The organism is Phyllobacterium endophyticum (assembly GCF_003010935.1).
GTDB classification, from domain to species: Bacteria; Pseudomonadota; Alphaproteobacteria; order Rhizobiales; family Rhizobiaceae; genus Phyllobacterium; species Phyllobacterium endophyticum.
The window spans coordinates 696541-713789 of sequence record NZ_PGGN01000002.1; the positions used below are offsets into that span (position 1 = coordinate 696541).

Genomic DNA, 17249 nt, shown 5'->3' on the forward strand with positions numbered 1-17249 from the left:
TACCTCACAGGGTTTCTACATTGCCATCGACGCCAAGCGACTGGCCCGAGACATTGATACCGGCATTCGAAAGCAGGAAGGCCACCATCGTCGCGACGTCGTAGGGGCTGACCATCCGTCGCAGCGAAACGTTCTCCAGATAGCGCTCTGTCATTTCCTCGTGCGAAATGCCCAATTGCTTGGCCCGGTTGCTAATGACGTTTTCAATGCGCGGCCCCTCGACAATGCCCGGTAGTATGGCGTTGACCCGGATCGCATGCGGCCCAAGCTCCTTGGCGAGGCTCTGGGTAAAGCCAATCACCCCAAACTTGGCCGCAGAATACGGCGTTCGAAAAGCATAACCGTGCTTGCCGGCGGCAGATGACATATTGACGATCGAGCCGCCTCCGGAAGCCTTGAGCATGGGTACGGCGCGCCGCGCGCAAAGGAACTGCCCGGTCAGGCAGATGTCGATGCAACGGCGCCAATCCTCGGTACTGATCTCATCCACGCCGCCCGTCGGACCGGCTATGCCTGCATTGTTGATGAGCGCGTCGAGACCGCCAAGCGACGAGGCAAGTTCGTCGAACATGCGGTCGACATCGTCTTCACGCGATACGTCGGCCAGCGTCGCGTGGGCCGGTGAGATGGCGTTTGCCGCTTCGTCCAGCAGTGATTGGGATATATCGCAAATCGCAACGCGGGCGCCGAGCCGCGACAGCGTCGCGGCAATTGCGTAGCCGATGCCTGAGGCCCCTGCGGTAACCAGTACCCTCTGGTCGCGCAGACCGCCCAGGAACTCTTCTGCAGATGCCGGAGCCATCCTGTTCATAATTCACCCTTTCCTAAGCTCGCTTCTCACGAAGCGCCATAACCGCACCAAGCACCACAAGACCAAAGAGGATCGCGCGGGTTGCATAGGGCAACGTCGTTCCCGCCAGGAACATCTGCAGCGCGGTGAGCAGCAGGACCCCGCCCAACATGCCGAGATAGTGACCGCGTCCGCCGGTGATGAGCGCTCCACCGACCACGACCACGGCGATAGACGGCAGCAGATAATCGTCGCCCATGCCGAGACTTGCTTGTCCCGAGAACCCGGTGAGCAAGACCCCGACAAGCCCGGCGCAAAGGCCGGAAAGCACATAGACGAGAATGAGCGTTCGCCCGACGGCGATGCCTGAGAGCTGCGCCGCGCGTAGTCCATTGCCGATGCCGTAGACCCTGCGGCCGAAGGCTGTCCTGCCGAGCAACAACACGGCAGCGACGACGAACAGCACCATGAATGGGACGACGGGCGTTACAGTCCAGAGCTTGCCCGTCATGAACCAGCGAAGCATCGGCGAAGCAAATCCGGCTGGCGTTCCCTGCGAATAAACGAGGGCGAAACCCTGAAGAATGCCATTCATTGCCAGCGTCATCACGATGGGCGATATGCCGAGAACGACGATTCCTATGCCGTTGATAAGACCGATCACGCAGGCGATCAGAAGAACAGCGGGCAGCGCATAGATGAGAGCCGCGTCCGAACCGTTGACGATACCTGCGAGCAGGATGCCCGATATGCCGATGGTCCAGGGAACCGAGAGATCAAGGCCACCGGTCAGGATCACAGTACCCTGCCCCAGTGCCAGAATGGCGAGAAAAGTCGACAGGACAGCCAGCGAATTCCAGTAGGTTGGATTGAGGATTGCCCGGCCTAGCCAGAATTGGGTTACGACGATGACGGCAATCAGGCACAGATAGGCCGGCAGTGCGTAGCGAATGGTTTCGCTGTTGCGGGACAGGAACGATGCTGCCACTGCCGGCTTGCCTGCGGCAAGCGATGGCATCTTCATCCGCCGGTCAGTGCGGTCAAGCTGCGAGGGAAGCAGGCCCTGGCGCCATGCGCTGAACTGAGCCTGCGCGCCGCGCAATTGCCTGGCAAACGTCGAACTGTACGAAATGGATCCCGCCAGGACAGCAAGGATCAGGATGGTTCCTTCGGCGATGGTCGAATAATAGGCCGAGACATTCAAGACCAGCAGAATGTTCACCACCATCATCAGAATGTACGCACCGAAGACGGTGCCAAGCGGACCACCGCGTCCGCCGCCGAGACGCGTACCGCCAACGACCACGGCCGCGAACATTGACAGGAGCAGCGGATTGCCGACCAGTGGATCGGCGCTGCCGGTCTGTGCGCTGATGAAGACGCCAGCGAGGCCATAGCAGCCACCTGCGATGACATAGACCAGGAATTTGGTGATCTTGACCCTGACGCCAATGGCGGCAGCCGCGTCCGGATCGCTTCCGACCGCATAGATCGCCGTACCGAACCGCGTATTCTTCAGCCAGAGCCAGGCGAGAAGTACGACACCTATCACCACCAGCGGCATCGGCAGCCAGCCGGGTATCGCGTCACCGAGATAAAACGTTCCAAGGTCGGGAGCGACGAAACCGCCGGGCTTGTCCATCACCAGCAATGTCAGACCCTGGATGATGAACATCGTGGACAACGTGACCACGATGGGCTGCAACCGGAAGAAAGCGATGAAAACGCCGTTGAAAGCGCCGGTCAGCATGCCGACACCGATGCCTACGCACGTCCAGTAGAGCACGCTCGTCTGCGCCGCAGCCGGGTCCATGCCCTGCGCGAGAACGACGTTGACCAGAGAAATCACCGCGCCTGCCGACAGGTCGAACCCGCCAGAGAGAATGACGATCGTTTGGCCGATTGCCGCAATTGCCGACGTTGCGCCGCCGCTCGACAGGAAGGAAATATCGAAATAGCTGAGCGGTCCGCTGCTGATGAAGTCCACCACGGCAAGCAGGCCAAGAAAAACGCCGATGGCGATAAGAACGCTGCGCCGCTCGGGTGACATGCTGAACAGTGAAGTCCAATGGCGGCTTGTTGCGCTTGAGGTCATCATTGTCATTCGGCAGCCTCTTTCGCTGCACTGTCATGGCCCAGTGCTGGCCGCATGATCGCCGCTTCCGTCAGTTGATCGCGCGAAAGCTGTGCGGCGATGCGCCCGTCATAGAGAACGAGAACCCTGTCGCACAGGTGAACGAGTTCGGGAATCTCGGTCGAGTGCAACAGTATCGATCCGCCCGCATCCGTGAAATTGCGCATCATGACGTAGAGTTCATGCTTTGTGCCGACATCGATGCCGCGAGTGGGATCGAACAACAGGAGAATGCGGCTTTCGGCGACGAGCCATTTGGCTATGGCTATTTTCTGCTGGTTTCCGCCCGAAAAGGCTCCTGCCCTCGTCCACAGCGCTCGCTGGTCAATCTCGACGGTGCCGAAGGCGGCGCGTACGGCTTGGCGTTCAAGGTCGTTCTGGATCAATCCAAATCGTGAAAACCTGTCGATTACCGGCAGGGACGCATTGTGCGTTCCGCTCAGCTTGAGGAACAGGCCCTCCGTCTTTCGATCCTCCGGTACCAAGCCGATGGCGATATTGGGCTTGAGTGCATCGGAAGGCGAAGCAAAGCGAACCCTGCGTCCATCGACAAGGACATCGCCCCGGATCACCTGCGTCATGCCGAAACAAGTCAGGAACAGATCGAGCTGGCCCATGCCCTGCAAGCCGGCAACGCCCAGGATCTCACCTTTTCGCAAATCGAAACTCGCGTCCCGCAGCTTGTGACCCGCTTGCAAGTTGCGGACACCCAGCACCGGAGCACCGAAGGCGGCTTCGCTTTTTGGCCTCGCGGGAAAAGTCTGGGCAATCGACCGTCCAACAATACTTTCAATGACTTGCGCGTCAGTGATGGAGGCAACCGAACAGGTGGTGATGTGCCGGCCGTTGCGCAAAATGGTCAGCGTGTCGCAGAAGGCGCGCACTTCACGCATGCGGTGCGTGATGAAAACGATGGTCGTCCCCGCCGCTTTGAGTTTCGCAATGATGCTACCGAGCCATTCGACATCGCTGCCAGCAAGCGTCGACGTCGGCTCATCCAGCAGAAGAACCCGTGGTTTGCGATAAAGAGCCCGGGCGATCTCGATCTTCTGCTGAATGGCAAGGTCCAATGTGCCGACTTCGGCATCGAGATCCACTGAAAATTCGATATCCTGCAAATGCTGCTCGATAGCACGGCGCGCCGAAGCGCGGCGGACCAGTCCGGTGATCCCCATCGGCGCATAGGGCATCAGCATATTGTCGAGCACCGTCAAATCCTTGACCAGTGTCATTTCCTGGAACGCGGTCTGGACACCAAGCGTGTGCGCTGCCCGTGGTGCGTTCAGCGCCGCTCTTTGGCCGAATACCGTTATGTGTCCGTCGTCGGGACGCAGGAGTCCCGATAGTAATTTGACGATCGTCGACTTGCCGGCACCGTTTTCCCCCAGCAAGGCGTGGGTGCTTCCGGGCTGGATGCGGAAGGATACGCCATCCACGGCAACCGTGGCGCCAAACGCCTTGCGAATATCGGTTACTTCAATGGCGGATTGTTCGAATGGAGAATTCATGCCACCGGCCCTGCTCAATTCAACGAAATAGCCGATTGCGCGGAGCGGCTATCGCTCCACGCACTCCGACCCTCAGTTTTCGGGTTGGCCGACCAATGCTGCGTTGAGACCGATCTCGGGTGTCTTGTCCGAGAAGATCGAGGCAAACCAGCCCGGATTGGAGACAATGGAGGGTTTGAACGCGTTGCAGCCATCCTTCATTTCCTGCCATGTCCCTTCCTGGCAGAGCTTGATGGTTTCGTTCGTAACCAGAGGCAGCGGCAACACCGTCTTCTTCGCCACGTCCTTGCCTTCGATCGCATCGACTGCGAGCTTCAGCGCGAGGGCGCCGGAATATGGCGGAGACGCATAGGAAATGCGTGGCGCGCCTAGCGGGGCATAGGGTGAAGTTGCGCCCTCGGCTTCGGTACCAGCGGGCAGCATCTGGATACGGCCTCCGTTCGAACCTTCGCCTGCGCATGGGAGAAGCTGTTCCGGCTTCTTTCCTGCTTCAAGTTGCATGGAATTGGCTGTAAAGCAGCCGACCTGCATCCAAAGCCCGTTGATATCGTCCCAATTGCGGGTCGCCAGTATTTTCGAGAGTTCTGTGCGCGCGACCGCCTGGCTCCACATGCCTACCGCTTCACCGACAATCTTTATGTCGGGATGTTTGGCGAATACTTCCTTCGCAGCCTTGGTGCGCAAATTGTCGACGGACGTGCCGGGCACGCCGGTTATCGCGATGATATTGCCCTTGCCATTGAGCTTCTTGACCAGCCATTCCGCGGTCACGCGGCCGGCTTCTTCCTGATCGATCGCTATGTTGTAGGCGCATGGTTCGGTGATCTCGCCATCATAGGCGAAAACCTTGACGCCCTTGTCACAGGCGTTTTTGACAACCTGGTTGAGCGCGGTCGGTGAAATCGGAAAAATGACTATGGCTTCCGCCCCGGCTTGCACCATGGCGTTGATCTGCTGGATCTGGCGCTGCGCATTGGGTCCGGCAACCTGTACCTGCAGGTCGATCTTGTCCGCGTAGTTCTTGTGAGCGGCCATTGCCTTGACCATGTTGGCGGCTTCGGCCTGCCAGTCATTGCCGATGAAGCTCATGCTGAGAAAAATCTTGTGCTTTTCCGCTGCGTCGGCGTGGCTGATCATAGCCATGCTTGACGCAAGACAAGCGAAGGCGGTTGCGCGCCGGATGGTCGTTGCAATTCCCATTATAGTTCCTCCCTCACACAGGAAAACATCTCCGAGCGGGCTCCTCTTCCCTCTCGTCGTTCCTTGGCATCAACCGTACCAGCATTTGATCAAAGATCAATGATGAAACAGCATTGATCGCACTTAAAATTTGTAAGATAAGGAGATGGTCTTGACGCGCTGCAGTGGAGTCTGCATTCCACGCTCGATGTTGCGATGCTGAAAAGGTGAACAATGGCTGAAGCCGGGTACAGGAGACCAGGTGTTGAGATTCTCCCGCTTTCCAAGGAGACGCTGCAGGACCGTGTCTATCGCCAGATCGCGAGCCTGATCCTCGAGGGAGGCATCGTCCCGGGCGAAATGGTCCCGGTGCAAAGTCTTGCGGATGCCTTTGGTGTAAGCGCGATGCCGGTCCGGGAAGCCTTGCGGCGCCTGACGGCGGCCAATGCTTTGACAGTGGTATCCGGGCGCTCCATCGGGATACCACGCTTGAGCCGTGCCAAACTGACTGATCTGCGGAACGTGCGCATCGAAATCGAAGCGCTTGCCGGCAAATGGGCTGCCGAGCGCATCGAGGAGAAGGAAATAGAGGAGCTTCGTTCACTTCTCAAAGACCTCGAGGAGGCAAACGCGTCGGGCGACATCAAGTCATATCTTCGTGCAAACTACGCGTTCCATTTCTCGATCTATCGGGCAGCAGGGTCGGAAAGCATACTCAATATAATAGAGAACCTTTGGCTGCAGGTCAGTCCATACTTCAATATGCTGCATGATTCAGGCAATTACACAAAGGCGAACGAACACCATCAGTCGATGCTGGCTGCACTTTGCGCGCACGATGGCAAGGCGATAGAAAAAGCCGTAAAGGCGGATATTGATGCCGCTTATGATGTACTTGTGGAGTTGGTCACCTGAGCCTCGCGATTTCGCGCATGTAGTCTCTTGCGCTTTGCACGGGTACGATTACGCTCCTGATTTGGCAGGATTTCTTGCGGTTGCAAGCCCCCTGCAAGGGTTCGTCTATACAGCCGTTCGTGGAGCAATATTTGACTGAGTTGATCGATGAGCCAAAGGCTGCCGGTGACAAGCCGCCACCGTGGTGGCGGCGGCACAACCGGCTCTTCTGGATTCTCATCAGCGTAACCGCAGCGGCAGTGATACTGTGCTGCACGTACATCTATCTGATCGGCAATGTCAGGCAAATCGAAGTTACCCCCGAATATCTTGGCGGCGCGCGCCCTCCGAAAGGATCAACCGGCGCTCTCAACATTCTGCTGGTCGGGTCGGACCAGCAGGAGATCAAGAACGGCGGCAATGCCGGAGAACGCACGGACACGATCATGCTTGTGCACCTGTCTGCGGACAGGAACGAGGCAGCCATTGTCAGTTTTCCCCGCGATTCGATGGTTCGGCTTCCCGCTTGCCGCTCGCGCGAGGGGTTCCCGGGGCAGCGGCCGCATGTTGGAATGATAAACTCGTCGTTCAATTACGGCATCGGCTGCACCTGGAAGACCATCGAATCTCTTACTGGCATTCATATCGACCATTTCGTCCAACTCGACTTCGGCGGATTCAGGGGAATCGTGGACGCCATAGGCGGCGTGGACATCTGCATCCCCGAGCCGATCCAGGACAGGTACGCCCAGTTGAACGTTCCGGCAGGCTGGCAGACACTGCACGGGGAACAGGCCCTCGCCTACGTCCGGGCCCGCCACAGCATAGGCGACGGGACTGACATCGGACGTATCCAGCGCCAGCAATACTTTATCTCCGCAATGGCAAGGAAAGCCGTGGGTCGTGAGATATTGCTCCACCCCGCGCGGCTGCTCGGCCTGCTGAACGCCGCCACCAGATCATTCACCACTGATGCCGGCCTGACCCCGGCCGTCATGCGAGACCTGGCGCTCGCCGCCATTCGCCTGTCATTTGACGATATTCGCTTCTTTACCACGCCCTGGCGCTATTCGATCACCAGCCCGGGCCGGGTCGAGTGGCGCCAGGGATCGGCACGCAAGCTCTTCCGGTTGATCGCAGCCGACCAGCCGCTCACGGATTTTGATGTTGGTTCCGTGGAGCCGGTTGCGCTCGGCCCTGCCGTTTCGGACAAGCCGGGCGGCACAACTTCACAGGTCCAAACCGCCACTTGTAGCGTCGGCGTCCAGGTCGGCGCAAACCAATGACCTGTCGTCGGTCCCCCAGCTTATTGAAGGTGCGGTTTCTTGAGAAAGCTGTTCCGGTCGCCCGACTTCACGCGCAGCCAAGCTTCACGGCCATTGCGAATGACCCGCATCGGGATTTCGGCTCCGGCCGGTCCGCTTGCCCATACTTTCCGGTAGAAATCGGCCAGCCCTTCGATTTCCTTGCCTCGGACCTCTGAAATGACATCGCCCGGCCGGAGGCCGGCCTGGACGGCCGGGCTCCCTTCCGCAACGCTCATCACGATCACCTTGCCGTTGTTCTCGGCGGAGAACGCGCCCAGCCAGGGCCGCGGCGGCTTGTTGACACGTCCGCGGCTGACGAGATCGGCAAGGATCGGCGTGAGCAGATCGATCGGTACGACCATGTTCACGTCTGCAATCGCTCCACTCCTGTTCATTTGCAGATGGAGGGAGCCTATACCCAGAAGCTTGCCATCCGATCCGATCAGTGCGGCGCCGCCCCATGCCGGATGGGCGGGCGCTACGAAAATCGCTTCATCCAGCGCATATTCCCAGTAGCCCGCAAACTCCTGCTTGGCGACGATATTTGCCCGGACCGCCCGGCCGGAACCGTCGGCCAAGACTACGGGATCGCCGATTTTGGCGTGGGCGGCCTTGCCGAAGCTCAAGGCCGGGAGGTCAAGCGAGCCAAGCGCCTGTACGAGACCGAAACCGGTCTCCTGGTCGTATGCGAGCGCATGACCGGCAAGCACTTGCCCGTCATGGCGTGTCAGCCAGACCTCCTCCGCCTCTGTGATAAGATAACCGATCGTAAGCACCAGCCCGTCTTCCCGGATCACGACGCCGCTGCCTTCCCTCAAGGTGCCGAGCGCCGTTGCCGTGAACGCATCATCCGGAATTACGGACCGTACGGCTACGATTGATTGAGATGCCTTGTCGATATTCATGACCATTTATCCTGCGAGCAACACACCTGCATTCGGGCAGAGTTCAAGCTATAGCTATGAAGGCGACCGGCTTTGCGCAAGGGCAGGACAGGATTGCGCGTCGCCTATTCGCAGCGCACTCTGCGGCGCGACGGATTAGCTAAGAGTGATTATTTGACAGTCGGTCGGTGCAGGAGCAATTTGAAGTCTGTTGTATGTCTGGAACCTTGCAACAGAGGCCCGGCGCCCCGGCCACCCTTCGAAAAAGTTGTCGCTGCCGGGCCTCCCCAGTTCCAAGGTTCAAACCAGTCGCCTTGGCAATTTTCGCACGCGCGACCACACAAAAATCCTCGCAAAGTTGCAGTGTTTTTCCTCGCGCCAGCTTTGGAACTATCGGGCACATGGCGCGTTCCCTTAGTGCGAGGATGGCATTGAACAGGTTTCAAAAAGTATCCTGGCAGGAGGCCCAGTATAGTCCAGCAAACCGGACTATCTGGGCCTCACCTGCATCCGGGGCCGCCACGCTTCACGAAGGTTAATGCCGGCGGGTGATATCCGGCCCTACCGGCCCGGAAATTTGAGCGAAATCGAACAGGAGGACACCAGCTATGAATGCGGCCAACCTGCAAATTGAAGGTCTCTGTCTCGCCCTTGCATCGATAAACCGGCTGCTCGTGGCCAAGGGGCTCGTTTCGCAAGAAGAACTGGACGTGGCATTTCAAAAGGCCGAAGCGACGGCGCACGGCGACAATCGTTTTGCGGAGGACCTGTCGCCTTCCAACAGGGATGCCGTATGTTTCCCCATCAGGGTCCTGCAGGTGGCAAATGACACCGGAGCCGAGAAACCGTGGTCGTTTTCGGAACTCGCCAAGCTCGTCGGCGAGACGAAAGAGCCGTATAACGACCAGCGCTGACTCGGATCATCCGCAACGCCCCTAATCGGACGCGCAGGGCCAGTTCTTTGGTGGGGTCAACCCGGCCGGCAGCTTCGTCGACCCGTCACCGCAGGCCAGGTCAATCTGCGGCTGTATCAATCCTTGGGCGGCAGATAGGTCGACCCCTTCGATCCGGGTCCGAAACATGAACGCACGGTCAAACACCGGCTTGCCGTCAAGCATGGCACCCGTAAGGTCGGCGCGCGAAAGATTGGCGAGCGAAAATCGCGCGTCAGTCAGCAGCGATTTCTGGAAATTCACCCGTCCGAGTTCTGCCTTTTCAAAATTGGCCTTTTTCAGGCTTGCACCACTTAGATCGGCGCGCTGCAATTCTGCGCTCGCGAAAATGGCGCCATCGGCGGAAATCGTGGCGAAGTTTGCCCTATATGCCTCGATCCTCGAAAAGTTCGCGCCTGCGGCTTTGGCTCCGGCGAGAGATGCCCGCATCAAACCTGCTTTTTCCAGGTTTGCGGACTGCAGGACGGAATTTCCGAGATCTGTCCCGGTAAAATCGGTTCCCGCAAGGTTGGCTCCCTCGAGATTGCTTCCCGGAATGATGATGCTCTTCTTGGAGCACTCACTCCAGTCCAGTCCCGGTTGAGCCATGCTGTCACAATCGCCAGCGATTGCCGCGCCGCCTGTCAACGCGGAGACGGAAATGGGAAAAGCCATAAAAAGGGCCAGGGTTAATCGTCGTCGCATTGCATGAGAACTCCTTCAAACAGGAGAATGGCTCCTTACTGACGCAATTTCAATTCAGATAAATCGCGGCCTCGATTTTGTGCGTGTGGGTTGCTGCCAATCTATTCCGGTGAACGTAATAGCGCTTGCGCCATGCAATGAATGCCGCCTCCCGTTTTGGAGATTTCGCTCATATCGACCGCCGCAACATCAAACCCGGTTGCCTTCAGCTTATCGATGAGTGTCTTGCTCGATGTGGGTGCAATGATGCGATCTTTGCCAAGTGACATGAAGTTGCATCCGAGATTCATCGTGTCCTGAAATGGCACATCGATAATTTCGTGACCTTTGCCTTTCAGCCAGTCGACGATGGCCGGTTCGGTGCAGGCAAGACATACGGCCGTCAGTTTCGGCGCAATCGGGACCACCATCAGGTCGATATGGACATAATACTCGTCGATGAAGGCGAGTCGCGTCTCCCAGCCCTCCTTGCGGAACCATTCTTCCACCTGGCGTGCGCCCTCTTCCTGCGTACGTGCGCCGCCGCAGCCGATCAGCACGCAACCTTCTTCAATCACATTGAAGTCGCCGCCCTCGAAGGTTCCCGCGGTCACCATGTCATAGATCGGGATGCCCAGCCGCTCGTAAGTGCGGATGGCAGCATAGTTTTCGCCCCGCCGCCACCAGTTCGCCATAGCGGTGATGATTGCGCCATAGGGCGTCATGACGCTGGAATCACGGGAATAGACCTGCATCGGCAGCTCGGGCGATGGCTCGTGCCAGTGGATGTTCACGCCAAAATGCTCGTAAGCCGCGACCAGCTCCTTATGCTGGGCCTGAGCCGTCTGAATATTGCATGGCGCCTCCCGCAAATGTTTGCGCGAGAGCGAACTTGTCGCCATATGCCTCAAAAAGGCAGGCGAGCCGAGAAGCACATCGGTAAGGGGATCGGTTTCGTTGCGAAACCCCCAGCCGTTCAGCGGCTTGGTGCCGCCGTTCGGGTTTCGCCGCTTCAGCGTGAATGCATTCGCCTCAAAGCCCTGTTCATGACGTGTCATCGGACTGTCTCCTATTGTGGCGCGTTTGGTATCCACCACTCGCGACCGCGCGCAGTTGTTATATATTCCGGCCAGCGGAAATGGATCGGTGGCTCGTAGTCGCAAAGCGGCGCAATCCATTTTGCGCCGCCGATACCGCCGCCTGTCCGCTCGATGAATTCTTGCCTGGCCTTGCCTCGCGCGGCCTCGTCCTCGAAGAGCCGCAGAGCTGTAAGAGCGATAGTCCTGGCGGCGCAGTTGACCATCGGATCGATCGTTTCAGGAAGGCCGCCAAGCGCATTCATCACCCAGCCCGGGTAAGCGAAGCCCTTTGGAGCCTTCAGAGCCGGCCGCGCCACGTAGAAACGGACTGTCGGCGCATGCCAGGTCATGTCGGTATAGTCATCCGAGGTGGAATTGATCTGCGACGGCGGCAGGTCGCGGCGCAAGATTGCCTCGGCCTCGTGCGGCGATATCAATCGCTCGCATTCGTCGATGAATGGGTGCTCCATTGCTTCAATGTCCGCATTCAGCTGTATCTCTCGTGCAATTGTCTTGGCCCCGTCGCTCCAATGCGGCGGGCCGACGATGTTGAGTGCGTCCCATGTGATTTCAGCCATGGCGTGATTGGCGAGCCCCGGGCGGGACTTGCAGACCCAATGCCGTTCGACCCTGCAGCCCGTCATTGCCGCAGCGTGCTCGGCATTTCGGTCCAGCGCTTCGGTCACCTGCTCGGCCATGGCAATCGTCGGCACCCGCATCATGTACTGGATTTCGGCCAGTCCTGCTGGAAGATTGTCGGCAGTCGCCTGCCCCGCCGTGAGTATGGCCTCGCTGATCGACCAGCCGCCTTGATGGGGCAGCATGGAATCGCGCAATGCTTTCGATGCCATGTACATCATCATCAACGCATCGTTGGCGCCGGGTGCACGAACCGCTGAGTGCGACTGCGGGATAGGCGCGCCGTCACTCAGACCCCAGCGCTCCGGCTGGTCGCAGATGAACCGGTAAATCATCGAATAGGCTGCACCGCAATGCGTATCCCAGCGCACGGTGTTGCACAGCGGCAGCATGTAGAACGGATGGAACGATATCATCCCATCCAGCCCGTCATAGTAACCCTTGGCGGCATGGATCGGCTTCGAGCCGCGCACTTTTTCGGCCGGCTCGCCTGTAAAGCGCAATGTACCGGCGATACCATGCTTCTCCATGGCGGCCTTGGTCGCGAGCAATCCGCCCAGACTTGATATGCCGAGACCGGAATGCGGATCAGTGTGGCCGCCAGCGTGCTCGTTCAATCCGGGTCGCGGCCGTTTGACTGTCGATGCGTCCTGGCAGTTGCCGGGCACGGCGTCATATTCCGCATACATGCCGACGACAGGCGAATTGCCGCTCATACCAGCCTTGTTCGTCCAGTGAGCACAGAACGCCGTCGGCATCCCACCTGAGCCGGTCTCGACGTCGAAACCTTCCTGCCGCAGCCGCGTCACATACCAATCCGCCGATTGATATTCCCGCCATGCCGTTTCACCGAAATCAAAAATCGTGCGGGTCCAGGAAGACAGATCCGCCCTGTGCGCTTCAATGAATCCGAGTGCCGAGGTTGCAGCTGCCGTAACCAAATTCTGTCTCCCGCTGTGGGCAGATAATCATCTGGAAGACAATACAAAAAGTGATATGTTTTTTCAAAACGTGCAAATTCTATTCACCCCTCTTTCAAGGATCAGGCATGCGAATACCGTCCACCCAGGCACTTCGCGCGCTGGAGAGCTTTGCGAGACATGGTAGCGTCTGGCGGTCGGCCGAGGAGCTGAACCTGACGCGTAGCGCTGTCAGTCACCAGTTGCGCTTGCTCGAACGGGATCTGGGTTTCGAATTGCTGCAACGGGACGGCAAGGGGGTTACGCTGACACCGCGCGGGCGAAAATACGCCAATGACGTTCGTAACGCCCTCATTGTCATCGACGATGCCGGCGGGCGGCAAACCCCTGCAGGCACTGGCGGATCCTTGTGCATCAGCTGCACAGCCGGTTTCGCGTCTCTCTGGTTATGCACCCATATCGCCGAGTTTCAGGAAAAATACCCGGACGTTGCATTGCGCATTCTAACGCCTCGCAGATTAGATGACGTGAGCGATGCCAGCGTCGATCTTTTCATCGCGTTCGGCGACGGCAACTGGCCCAATCGATCCGTCGAGCTTCTATGCGAGGTGGAATTTACGCCATTGTGCAGTCCGGTCCTGCTCAACAATCTCGGCGGTATCGCCGAGCCCAAGGATATCTTGCGCGCGCCGTTGCTGCACCTCGGGGATTTTGACGACTGGACCCGCTGGCTCGCTCTCGCCAACGTGCATAATCCGGATTCAGAGCGCGGAATCGTGTTTTCCGACATGAATCTCGTATACTCGGCGGCAATTACTGCTCAAGGTATTGCCATGGGTGATGAACTCACCTGCCGCAAGGCCATGAGGGCGGGACAACTGATCCGGCCGTTCGATCTCAGCATCAAATCTCCAAAATCATACTTCCTCGTCACCGATTTTGCGAGAATGGATCATCCCGCCCAGCTTGCATTCACGGAATGGCTGAAGTCCCGACTGTCGCAAACCCGCAATGCCTGAGCCGCAGGAGGGCGTCCGGGCGATGGCGTGAATTTCATTCACGTGTCGCGGCAATATAATTCAATTGTCGTGACGGCGGATTGTGCCTAGGCTTTCTGTAAAAGCAGGGGAAAGAGGTCTCAATGCCTCAAAGCATGCAACCGGGCGATGCGAAAGCCGCCGAGATCAAGGCCGTGTCGATCGGTAAGACATTCGGTGCGTTTCATGCGCTGAAGAACCTTTCGCTCGATATAGGCCGAGGCGAGTTTCTCACGCTTCTCGGGCCGTCTGGATCTGGCAAGACAACATTCCTCATGATCCTCGCCGGTTTTACGGCCCCGACCACCGGCCGCCTGATGATGGACGGCAGGGATATTACCGATGTCCCGGCCGAAGATCGCTCGTACGGAATGGTGTTTCAGGGCTACGCGCTGTTTCCACACCTTACCGTTGAGCAGAACATCGCCTTCCCCTTGAAGGTTCGCGGACGCTCGTCTGCGGACATCAAGCGAAAAGTGGGCGACATGATAACTCGGGTCGGGCTCGGCGGACACGAGAAGAAGCTTCCTGCAAAACTCTCGGGCGGCCAGCAACAGCGCGTCGCCCTCGCCCGCGCTCTGGTGTTCGAACCCTCGGTTCTCCTGCTCGATGAACCATTTTCCGCACTCGACAAGAACCTGCGTGAAATGATGCAGCAGGAAGTCAAGCGTTTGCACGAAGAGACCGGCACGACATTCGTCTTCGTCACCCATGACCAATCGGAAGCGCTTGCCCTATCCTCGCGTGTCGCCATTTTCAACCAGGGCGAACTGTTGCAGGTCGGCAAGCCTCAGGACGTCTATGAGCGGCCCACGAACCGTTTCGTTGCCGAATTTCTGGGTGAAATCAATCTTCTCCCGCTCGAAAAAGTGGAAGTGAATGGCGAACGGGCTGCCGGCAAGTTTGAGGATCGGACGATCATCGTCAACCAGTCCATTGCTCTTGCGGGCAAGACAGCTGTCGCCGCGGTACGTCCCGAGCACATGTTCATTTCGGCAGCGCCGCAAGCCTCGGACTGCAACGCAATCACCTGCCGCGTCGAAGGCGCCACATATTTCGGCGCGTCGACCAAATATCACTTGCGCACGCGCAGTGGCATGAGTCTTGCCGTCTCGATGCCGACGGCACTGGCGTCGCCCATCGCGCACCAATCCGACGTGTGGGTATCGTGGCCGGTGCACCAGGGCTTTTTGTTGCCTGACGCGGGTTAGGCGGCATCAGGAATGTAACCATAATAATCCAGAGGGAAACAAAATGGATAATGCATTTCAAAAGGACTGCCTCGAAATACTTGCCGCCAAAGTCGAGAATGGCGAGATAAGCCGCCGCAGGTTTACCCAGATGGCAGCCATGCTGCTCGCGGGTGCACCGGCGCTGCTGCGTTCAACCGGTTCCTACGCTCAGGCCAAGGAGCTCGTTCTGGTCAATTGGGGCGGCGATGCGGTCACGGCCTATGACAAGGCTTACGGTCAGCCTTTCACCAAGGAAACGGGCGTGACCGTCAAGATGGACGGCTCGGGGCCAACGGAAGGCGCCATCACCGCACAGTTCAAGAGCGGCAAGCCCACCTGGGATCTGGTGGATATCGACCCGTTCTCCGGTATTTCTCTCGGCAAGCAGGGCATGCTCGAGGAGATCGATTACAATATCGTCGACAAGAACAAGATGCGGCCCGGCTTCGGATGGGATCATGCTGCGTCCACCTATTTCTTCTCCTATATCATCGCCTATGACTCGTCGAAGTTCGGCGATCAGGCGCCAACCGGCATGGCCGATTTCTTCGACGTCAAGAAATTCCCCGGCAAACGCTCGCTGTACAAGTGGGGCTCGGCCATGTGGGAAGCGGCTCTGCTCGCCGATGGCGTTGCACCCGAGAAACTATATCCGCTCGATCTCAAGCGCGCTCATGACAAGATCGCCGCGTTCAAGGAAAATGTCGTCGCATACTGGGGGGGTGGGGCGGAAAGCCAGTCGGTCCTGATGGACGGCGAAGCGTCGATGGCTCTTATCTGGTCGACGCGCGCCTCATTGCTCGAGCAGGATTCCGGCGGCAATATCAAGTTCATCTGGGATCAGGGGCTGATTTCGCCCGGCGCGCTCGGTGTCATGAAAGGCAATCCCGGCGGCAAGGACAACGCGATGAAGTTCATCGCCAGCGCGCAGACGCCCGAGCGCCAGCTTGAGATGTTCAACATGCTTGGCCAGGGCCCGGCAAATCCCGCCACCGACGCACTGATCCCGGCCGACAAGAAGCGTATCAATCCGGTCGACCCGGCCAATATGTCGAAGCAGGTCCCGCTTGACATGGAGTGGTATGCGGAAAACTACGGCAAGGCGTTCGACGAGTATACCAAGGTCATCTCGGCCTGATTGCCCTTGGCGCGGAAGTTGAACCTTCCGCGCCAAGCAATTGATCTGTAAGCAGGAAGAGTGAATGCAGTCAGCCACATCAAGAAAACTTCTGCTGCTGGCGCCGCTCCTGCTGTTCCTTGGGCTTGCCTATGTCGTTCCGTTCCTCGGGGTCGTCCGCTGGAGTTTTACCATGCCGGAAGTTGGCCTCGGCCAATATCGGGCGCTTTTGACGGACCCGCTTGTTCAGTCTGTCTTCACGCGTACGCTGCGGATCTGCCTCATCGTAACTGCGGCGGTGCTCGTGACAGCCTATGCGATCGCCTATGTGTGGGTGCGGGGCAGTTCGGTTCAACGCATGCTTGCGGAGTTCTGCATACTGGTCCCATTCTGGATATCGGTGCTGACGCGCGCCTTTGGCTGGCTCGCGATGCTGTCCAATCGCGGCCTGATCAACACCTGGTTGCAATCGGCCGGGATCATAAGCGAGCCGCTGGCGCTGGCGCGCAACGAACTTGGCGTCATCATCGGCATGACGCACTTCCTCATTCCCTTCGCAGTCTTCCCGATCGCCTCGGCAATGCGCAGCATCGATGAGCGTGTCCTGCTCGCCGCCCGTGGCATGGGTGCCTCGCGTACGCGCACTTTCTGGACCGTATTCGTGCCGCTTACCTATGGCGGCCTGGCTGGCGCGGCACTGATCGTCTTCGTTTTTGCACTTGGTTTCTTCGTGACCCCGGCAATCCTCGGCGGCGGTCGCAGCGTCATGGTGGCTGAACTGGTTTACCTGCGCATCTTCCAAAGCCCGGACTGGGGCCTGGGTTCGGCGATCAGCGTCGTGCTCGTGCTGTTCATCGGTATCCTTCTTGCGCTCATGCGGCGCTTTATCAAACCCGCGCATCTGGTTGGATAA

Annotated in this window: 15 protein-coding genes; 7 read left to right on the forward strand and 8 right to left on the reverse strand. The window is 58.6% G+C overall.

The annotated features are described in order from the left end of the window. Positions 1 to 4: 4 nt before the first annotated feature. The 4 genes from CU100_RS11460 to CU100_RS11475 all read right to left on the reverse strand — a co-directional run bounded on the left by CU100_RS11460 (position 5) and on the right by CU100_RS11475 (position 5632). Entirely contained in the window at positions 5 to 811 is an 807-nt protein-coding gene (locus CU100_RS11460; protein ID WP_106716696.1) for an SDR family oxidoreductase, read from the reverse strand. A gap of 13 nt (positions 812 to 824) precedes the next feature. Further along, a complete protein-coding gene (locus CU100_RS11465) occupies positions 825 to 2885 on the reverse strand; it encodes an ABC transporter permease (RefSeq protein WP_407070329.1) in 2061 nt (686 codons plus the stop codon). 5 nt (positions 2886 to 2890) lie between these two features. Next, the gene (locus CU100_RS11470) at positions 2891 to 4432 is read right to left on the reverse strand and encodes a sugar ABC transporter ATP-binding protein (RefSeq protein WP_106716698.1); all 1542 of its coding nucleotides are present in this window, start codon (positions 4430 to 4432) and stop codon (positions 2891 to 2893) included. Positions 4433 to 4504: 72 nt separating this feature from the next. Beyond that, positions 4505 to 5632, reverse strand: a complete 1128-nt coding sequence (locus tag CU100_RS11475; RefSeq protein WP_106716699.1) for a sugar ABC transporter substrate-binding protein — start codon at positions 5630 to 5632, stop codon at positions 4505 to 4507. Between the two features lie 213 nt (positions 5633 to 5845). On the opposite strand from CU100_RS11475, the gene CU100_RS11480 reads away from it, so the two are divergent. Continuing rightward, positions 5846 to 6526: a GntR family transcriptional regulator gene (locus CU100_RS11480; RefSeq protein ID WP_106716700.1), complete on the forward strand. Its 681-nt coding sequence runs from the start codon at positions 5846 to 5848 to the stop codon at positions 6524 to 6526. Between the two features lie 131 nt (positions 6527 to 6657). Then, positions 6658 to 7791 carry an LCP family protein gene (locus CU100_RS11485; RefSeq protein WP_210204084.1) on the forward strand — a complete coding sequence of 378 codons (1134 nt, stop codon included), beginning with the start codon at positions 6658 to 6660 and terminating at the stop codon, positions 7789 to 7791. Between the two features lie 20 nt (positions 7792 to 7811). Here the strand turns inward: CU100_RS11485 and CU100_RS11490 are convergent, their stop codons facing one another. Further along, the gene (locus CU100_RS11490; RefSeq protein WP_106717237.1) at positions 7812 to 8717 is read right to left on the reverse strand and encodes a S1C family serine protease; all 906 of its coding nucleotides are present in this window, start codon (positions 8715 to 8717) and stop codon (positions 7812 to 7814) included. 587 nt (positions 8718 to 9304) lie between these two features. On the opposite strand from CU100_RS11490, the gene CU100_RS11495 reads away from it, so the two are divergent. Continuing rightward, positions 9305 to 9610 carry a hypothetical protein gene (locus tag CU100_RS11495; protein ID WP_106716701.1) on the forward strand — a complete coding sequence of 102 codons (306 nt, stop codon included), beginning with the start codon at positions 9305 to 9307 and terminating at the stop codon, positions 9608 to 9610. 21 nt (positions 9611 to 9631) lie between these two features. On the opposite strand, the gene CU100_RS11500 is transcribed toward CU100_RS11495, so the two are convergent. From CU100_RS11500 to CU100_RS11510, 3 genes are all read right to left on the reverse strand, one after another. After that, positions 9632 to 10303: a pentapeptide repeat-containing protein gene (locus tag CU100_RS11500; protein ID WP_106716702.1), complete on the reverse strand. Its 672-nt coding sequence runs from the start codon at positions 10301 to 10303 to the stop codon at positions 9632 to 9634. 131 nt (positions 10304 to 10434) lie between these two features. Further along, positions 10435 to 11370 (reverse strand): dimethylarginine dimethylaminohydrolase family protein, encoded by a 936-nt coding sequence (locus CU100_RS11505; RefSeq protein WP_106716703.1) that lies wholly within the window; start codon positions 11368 to 11370, stop codon positions 10435 to 10437. An 11-nt stretch (positions 11371 to 11381) separates the two neighbouring features. Continuing rightward, complete coding sequence (locus CU100_RS11510; RefSeq protein ID WP_106716704.1) at positions 11382 to 12971, reverse strand: zinc-binding metallopeptidase family protein; 1590 nt, start codon at positions 12969 to 12971, stop codon at positions 11382 to 11384. Positions 12972 to 13078: 107 nt separating this feature from the next. On the opposite strand from CU100_RS11510, the gene CU100_RS11515 reads away from it, so the two are divergent. The 4 genes from CU100_RS11515 (at position 13079) to CU100_RS11530 (ending at position 17249) form a co-directional block, all read left to right on the forward strand. Next, positions 13079 to 13969, forward strand: a complete 891-nt coding sequence (locus tag CU100_RS11515) for a LysR substrate-binding domain-containing protein (RefSeq protein ID WP_106716705.1) — start codon at positions 13079 to 13081, stop codon at positions 13967 to 13969. Positions 13970 to 14091: 122 nt separating this feature from the next. After that, positions 14092 to 15198 (forward strand): ABC transporter ATP-binding protein, encoded by a 1107-nt coding sequence (locus tag CU100_RS11520; protein WP_106716706.1) that lies wholly within the window; start codon positions 14092 to 14094, stop codon positions 15196 to 15198. Positions 15199 to 15241: 43 nt separating this feature from the next. Next, positions 15242 to 16357 carry an ABC transporter substrate-binding protein gene (locus tag CU100_RS11525; protein WP_106716707.1) on the forward strand — a complete coding sequence of 372 codons (1116 nt, stop codon included), beginning with the start codon at positions 15242 to 15244 and terminating at the stop codon, positions 16355 to 16357. A gap of 64 nt (positions 16358 to 16421) precedes the next feature. Continuing rightward, positions 16422 to 17249 (forward strand): ABC transporter permease, encoded by an 828-nt coding sequence (locus tag CU100_RS11530; RefSeq protein WP_106716708.1) that lies wholly within the window; start codon positions 16422 to 16424, stop codon positions 17247 to 17249.

What these genes read in the sequence shown, in the direction of transcription:
- CU100_RS11460 (WP_106716696.1), bottom strand. Translation starts at nt 811, where the DNA reads ATGAACAGGATGGCTCCGGCATCTGCAGAAGAGTTCCTGGGCGGTCTG.
- CU100_RS11465 (WP_407070329.1), bottom strand. Translation starts at nt 2,885, where the DNA reads ATGACCTCAAGCGCAACAAGCCGCCATTGGACTTCACTGTTCAGCATG.
- CU100_RS11470 (WP_106716698.1), bottom strand. Translation starts at nt 4,432, where the DNA reads ATGAATTCTCCATTCGAACAATCCGCCATTGAAGTAACCGATATTCGC.
- CU100_RS11475 (WP_106716699.1), bottom strand. Translation starts at nt 5,632, where the DNA reads ATGGGAATTGCAACGACCATCCGGCGCGCAACCGCCTTCGCTTGTCTT.
- CU100_RS11480 (WP_106716700.1), top strand. Translation starts at nt 5,846, where the DNA reads ATGGCTGAAGCCGGGTACAGGAGACCAGGTGTTGAGATTCTCCCGCTT.
- CU100_RS11490 (WP_106717237.1), bottom strand. Translation starts at nt 8,717, where the DNA reads ATGAATATCGACAAGGCATCTCAATCAATCGTAGCCGTACGGTCCGTA.
- CU100_RS11495 (WP_106716701.1), top strand. Translation starts at nt 9,305, where the DNA reads ATGAATGCGGCCAACCTGCAAATTGAAGGTCTCTGTCTCGCCCTTGCA.
- CU100_RS11500 (WP_106716702.1), bottom strand. Translation starts at nt 10,303, where the DNA reads ATGGCTTTTCCCATTTCCGTCTCCGCGTTGACAGGCGGCGCGGCAATC.
- CU100_RS11505 (WP_106716703.1), bottom strand. Translation starts at nt 11,370, where the DNA reads ATGACACGTCATGAACAGGGCTTTGAGGCGAATGCATTCACGCTGAAG.
- CU100_RS11515 (WP_106716705.1), top strand. Translation starts at nt 13,079, where the DNA reads ATGCGAATACCGTCCACCCAGGCACTTCGCGCGCTGGAGAGCTTTGCG.
- CU100_RS11520 (WP_106716706.1), top strand. Translation starts at nt 14,092, where the DNA reads ATGCCTCAAAGCATGCAACCGGGCGATGCGAAAGCCGCCGAGATCAAG.
- CU100_RS11525 (WP_106716707.1), top strand. Translation starts at nt 15,242, where the DNA reads ATGGATAATGCATTTCAAAAGGACTGCCTCGAAATACTTGCCGCCAAA.
- CU100_RS11530 (WP_106716708.1), top strand. Translation starts at nt 16,422, where the DNA reads ATGCAGTCAGCCACATCAAGAAAACTTCTGCTGCTGGCGCCGCTCCTG.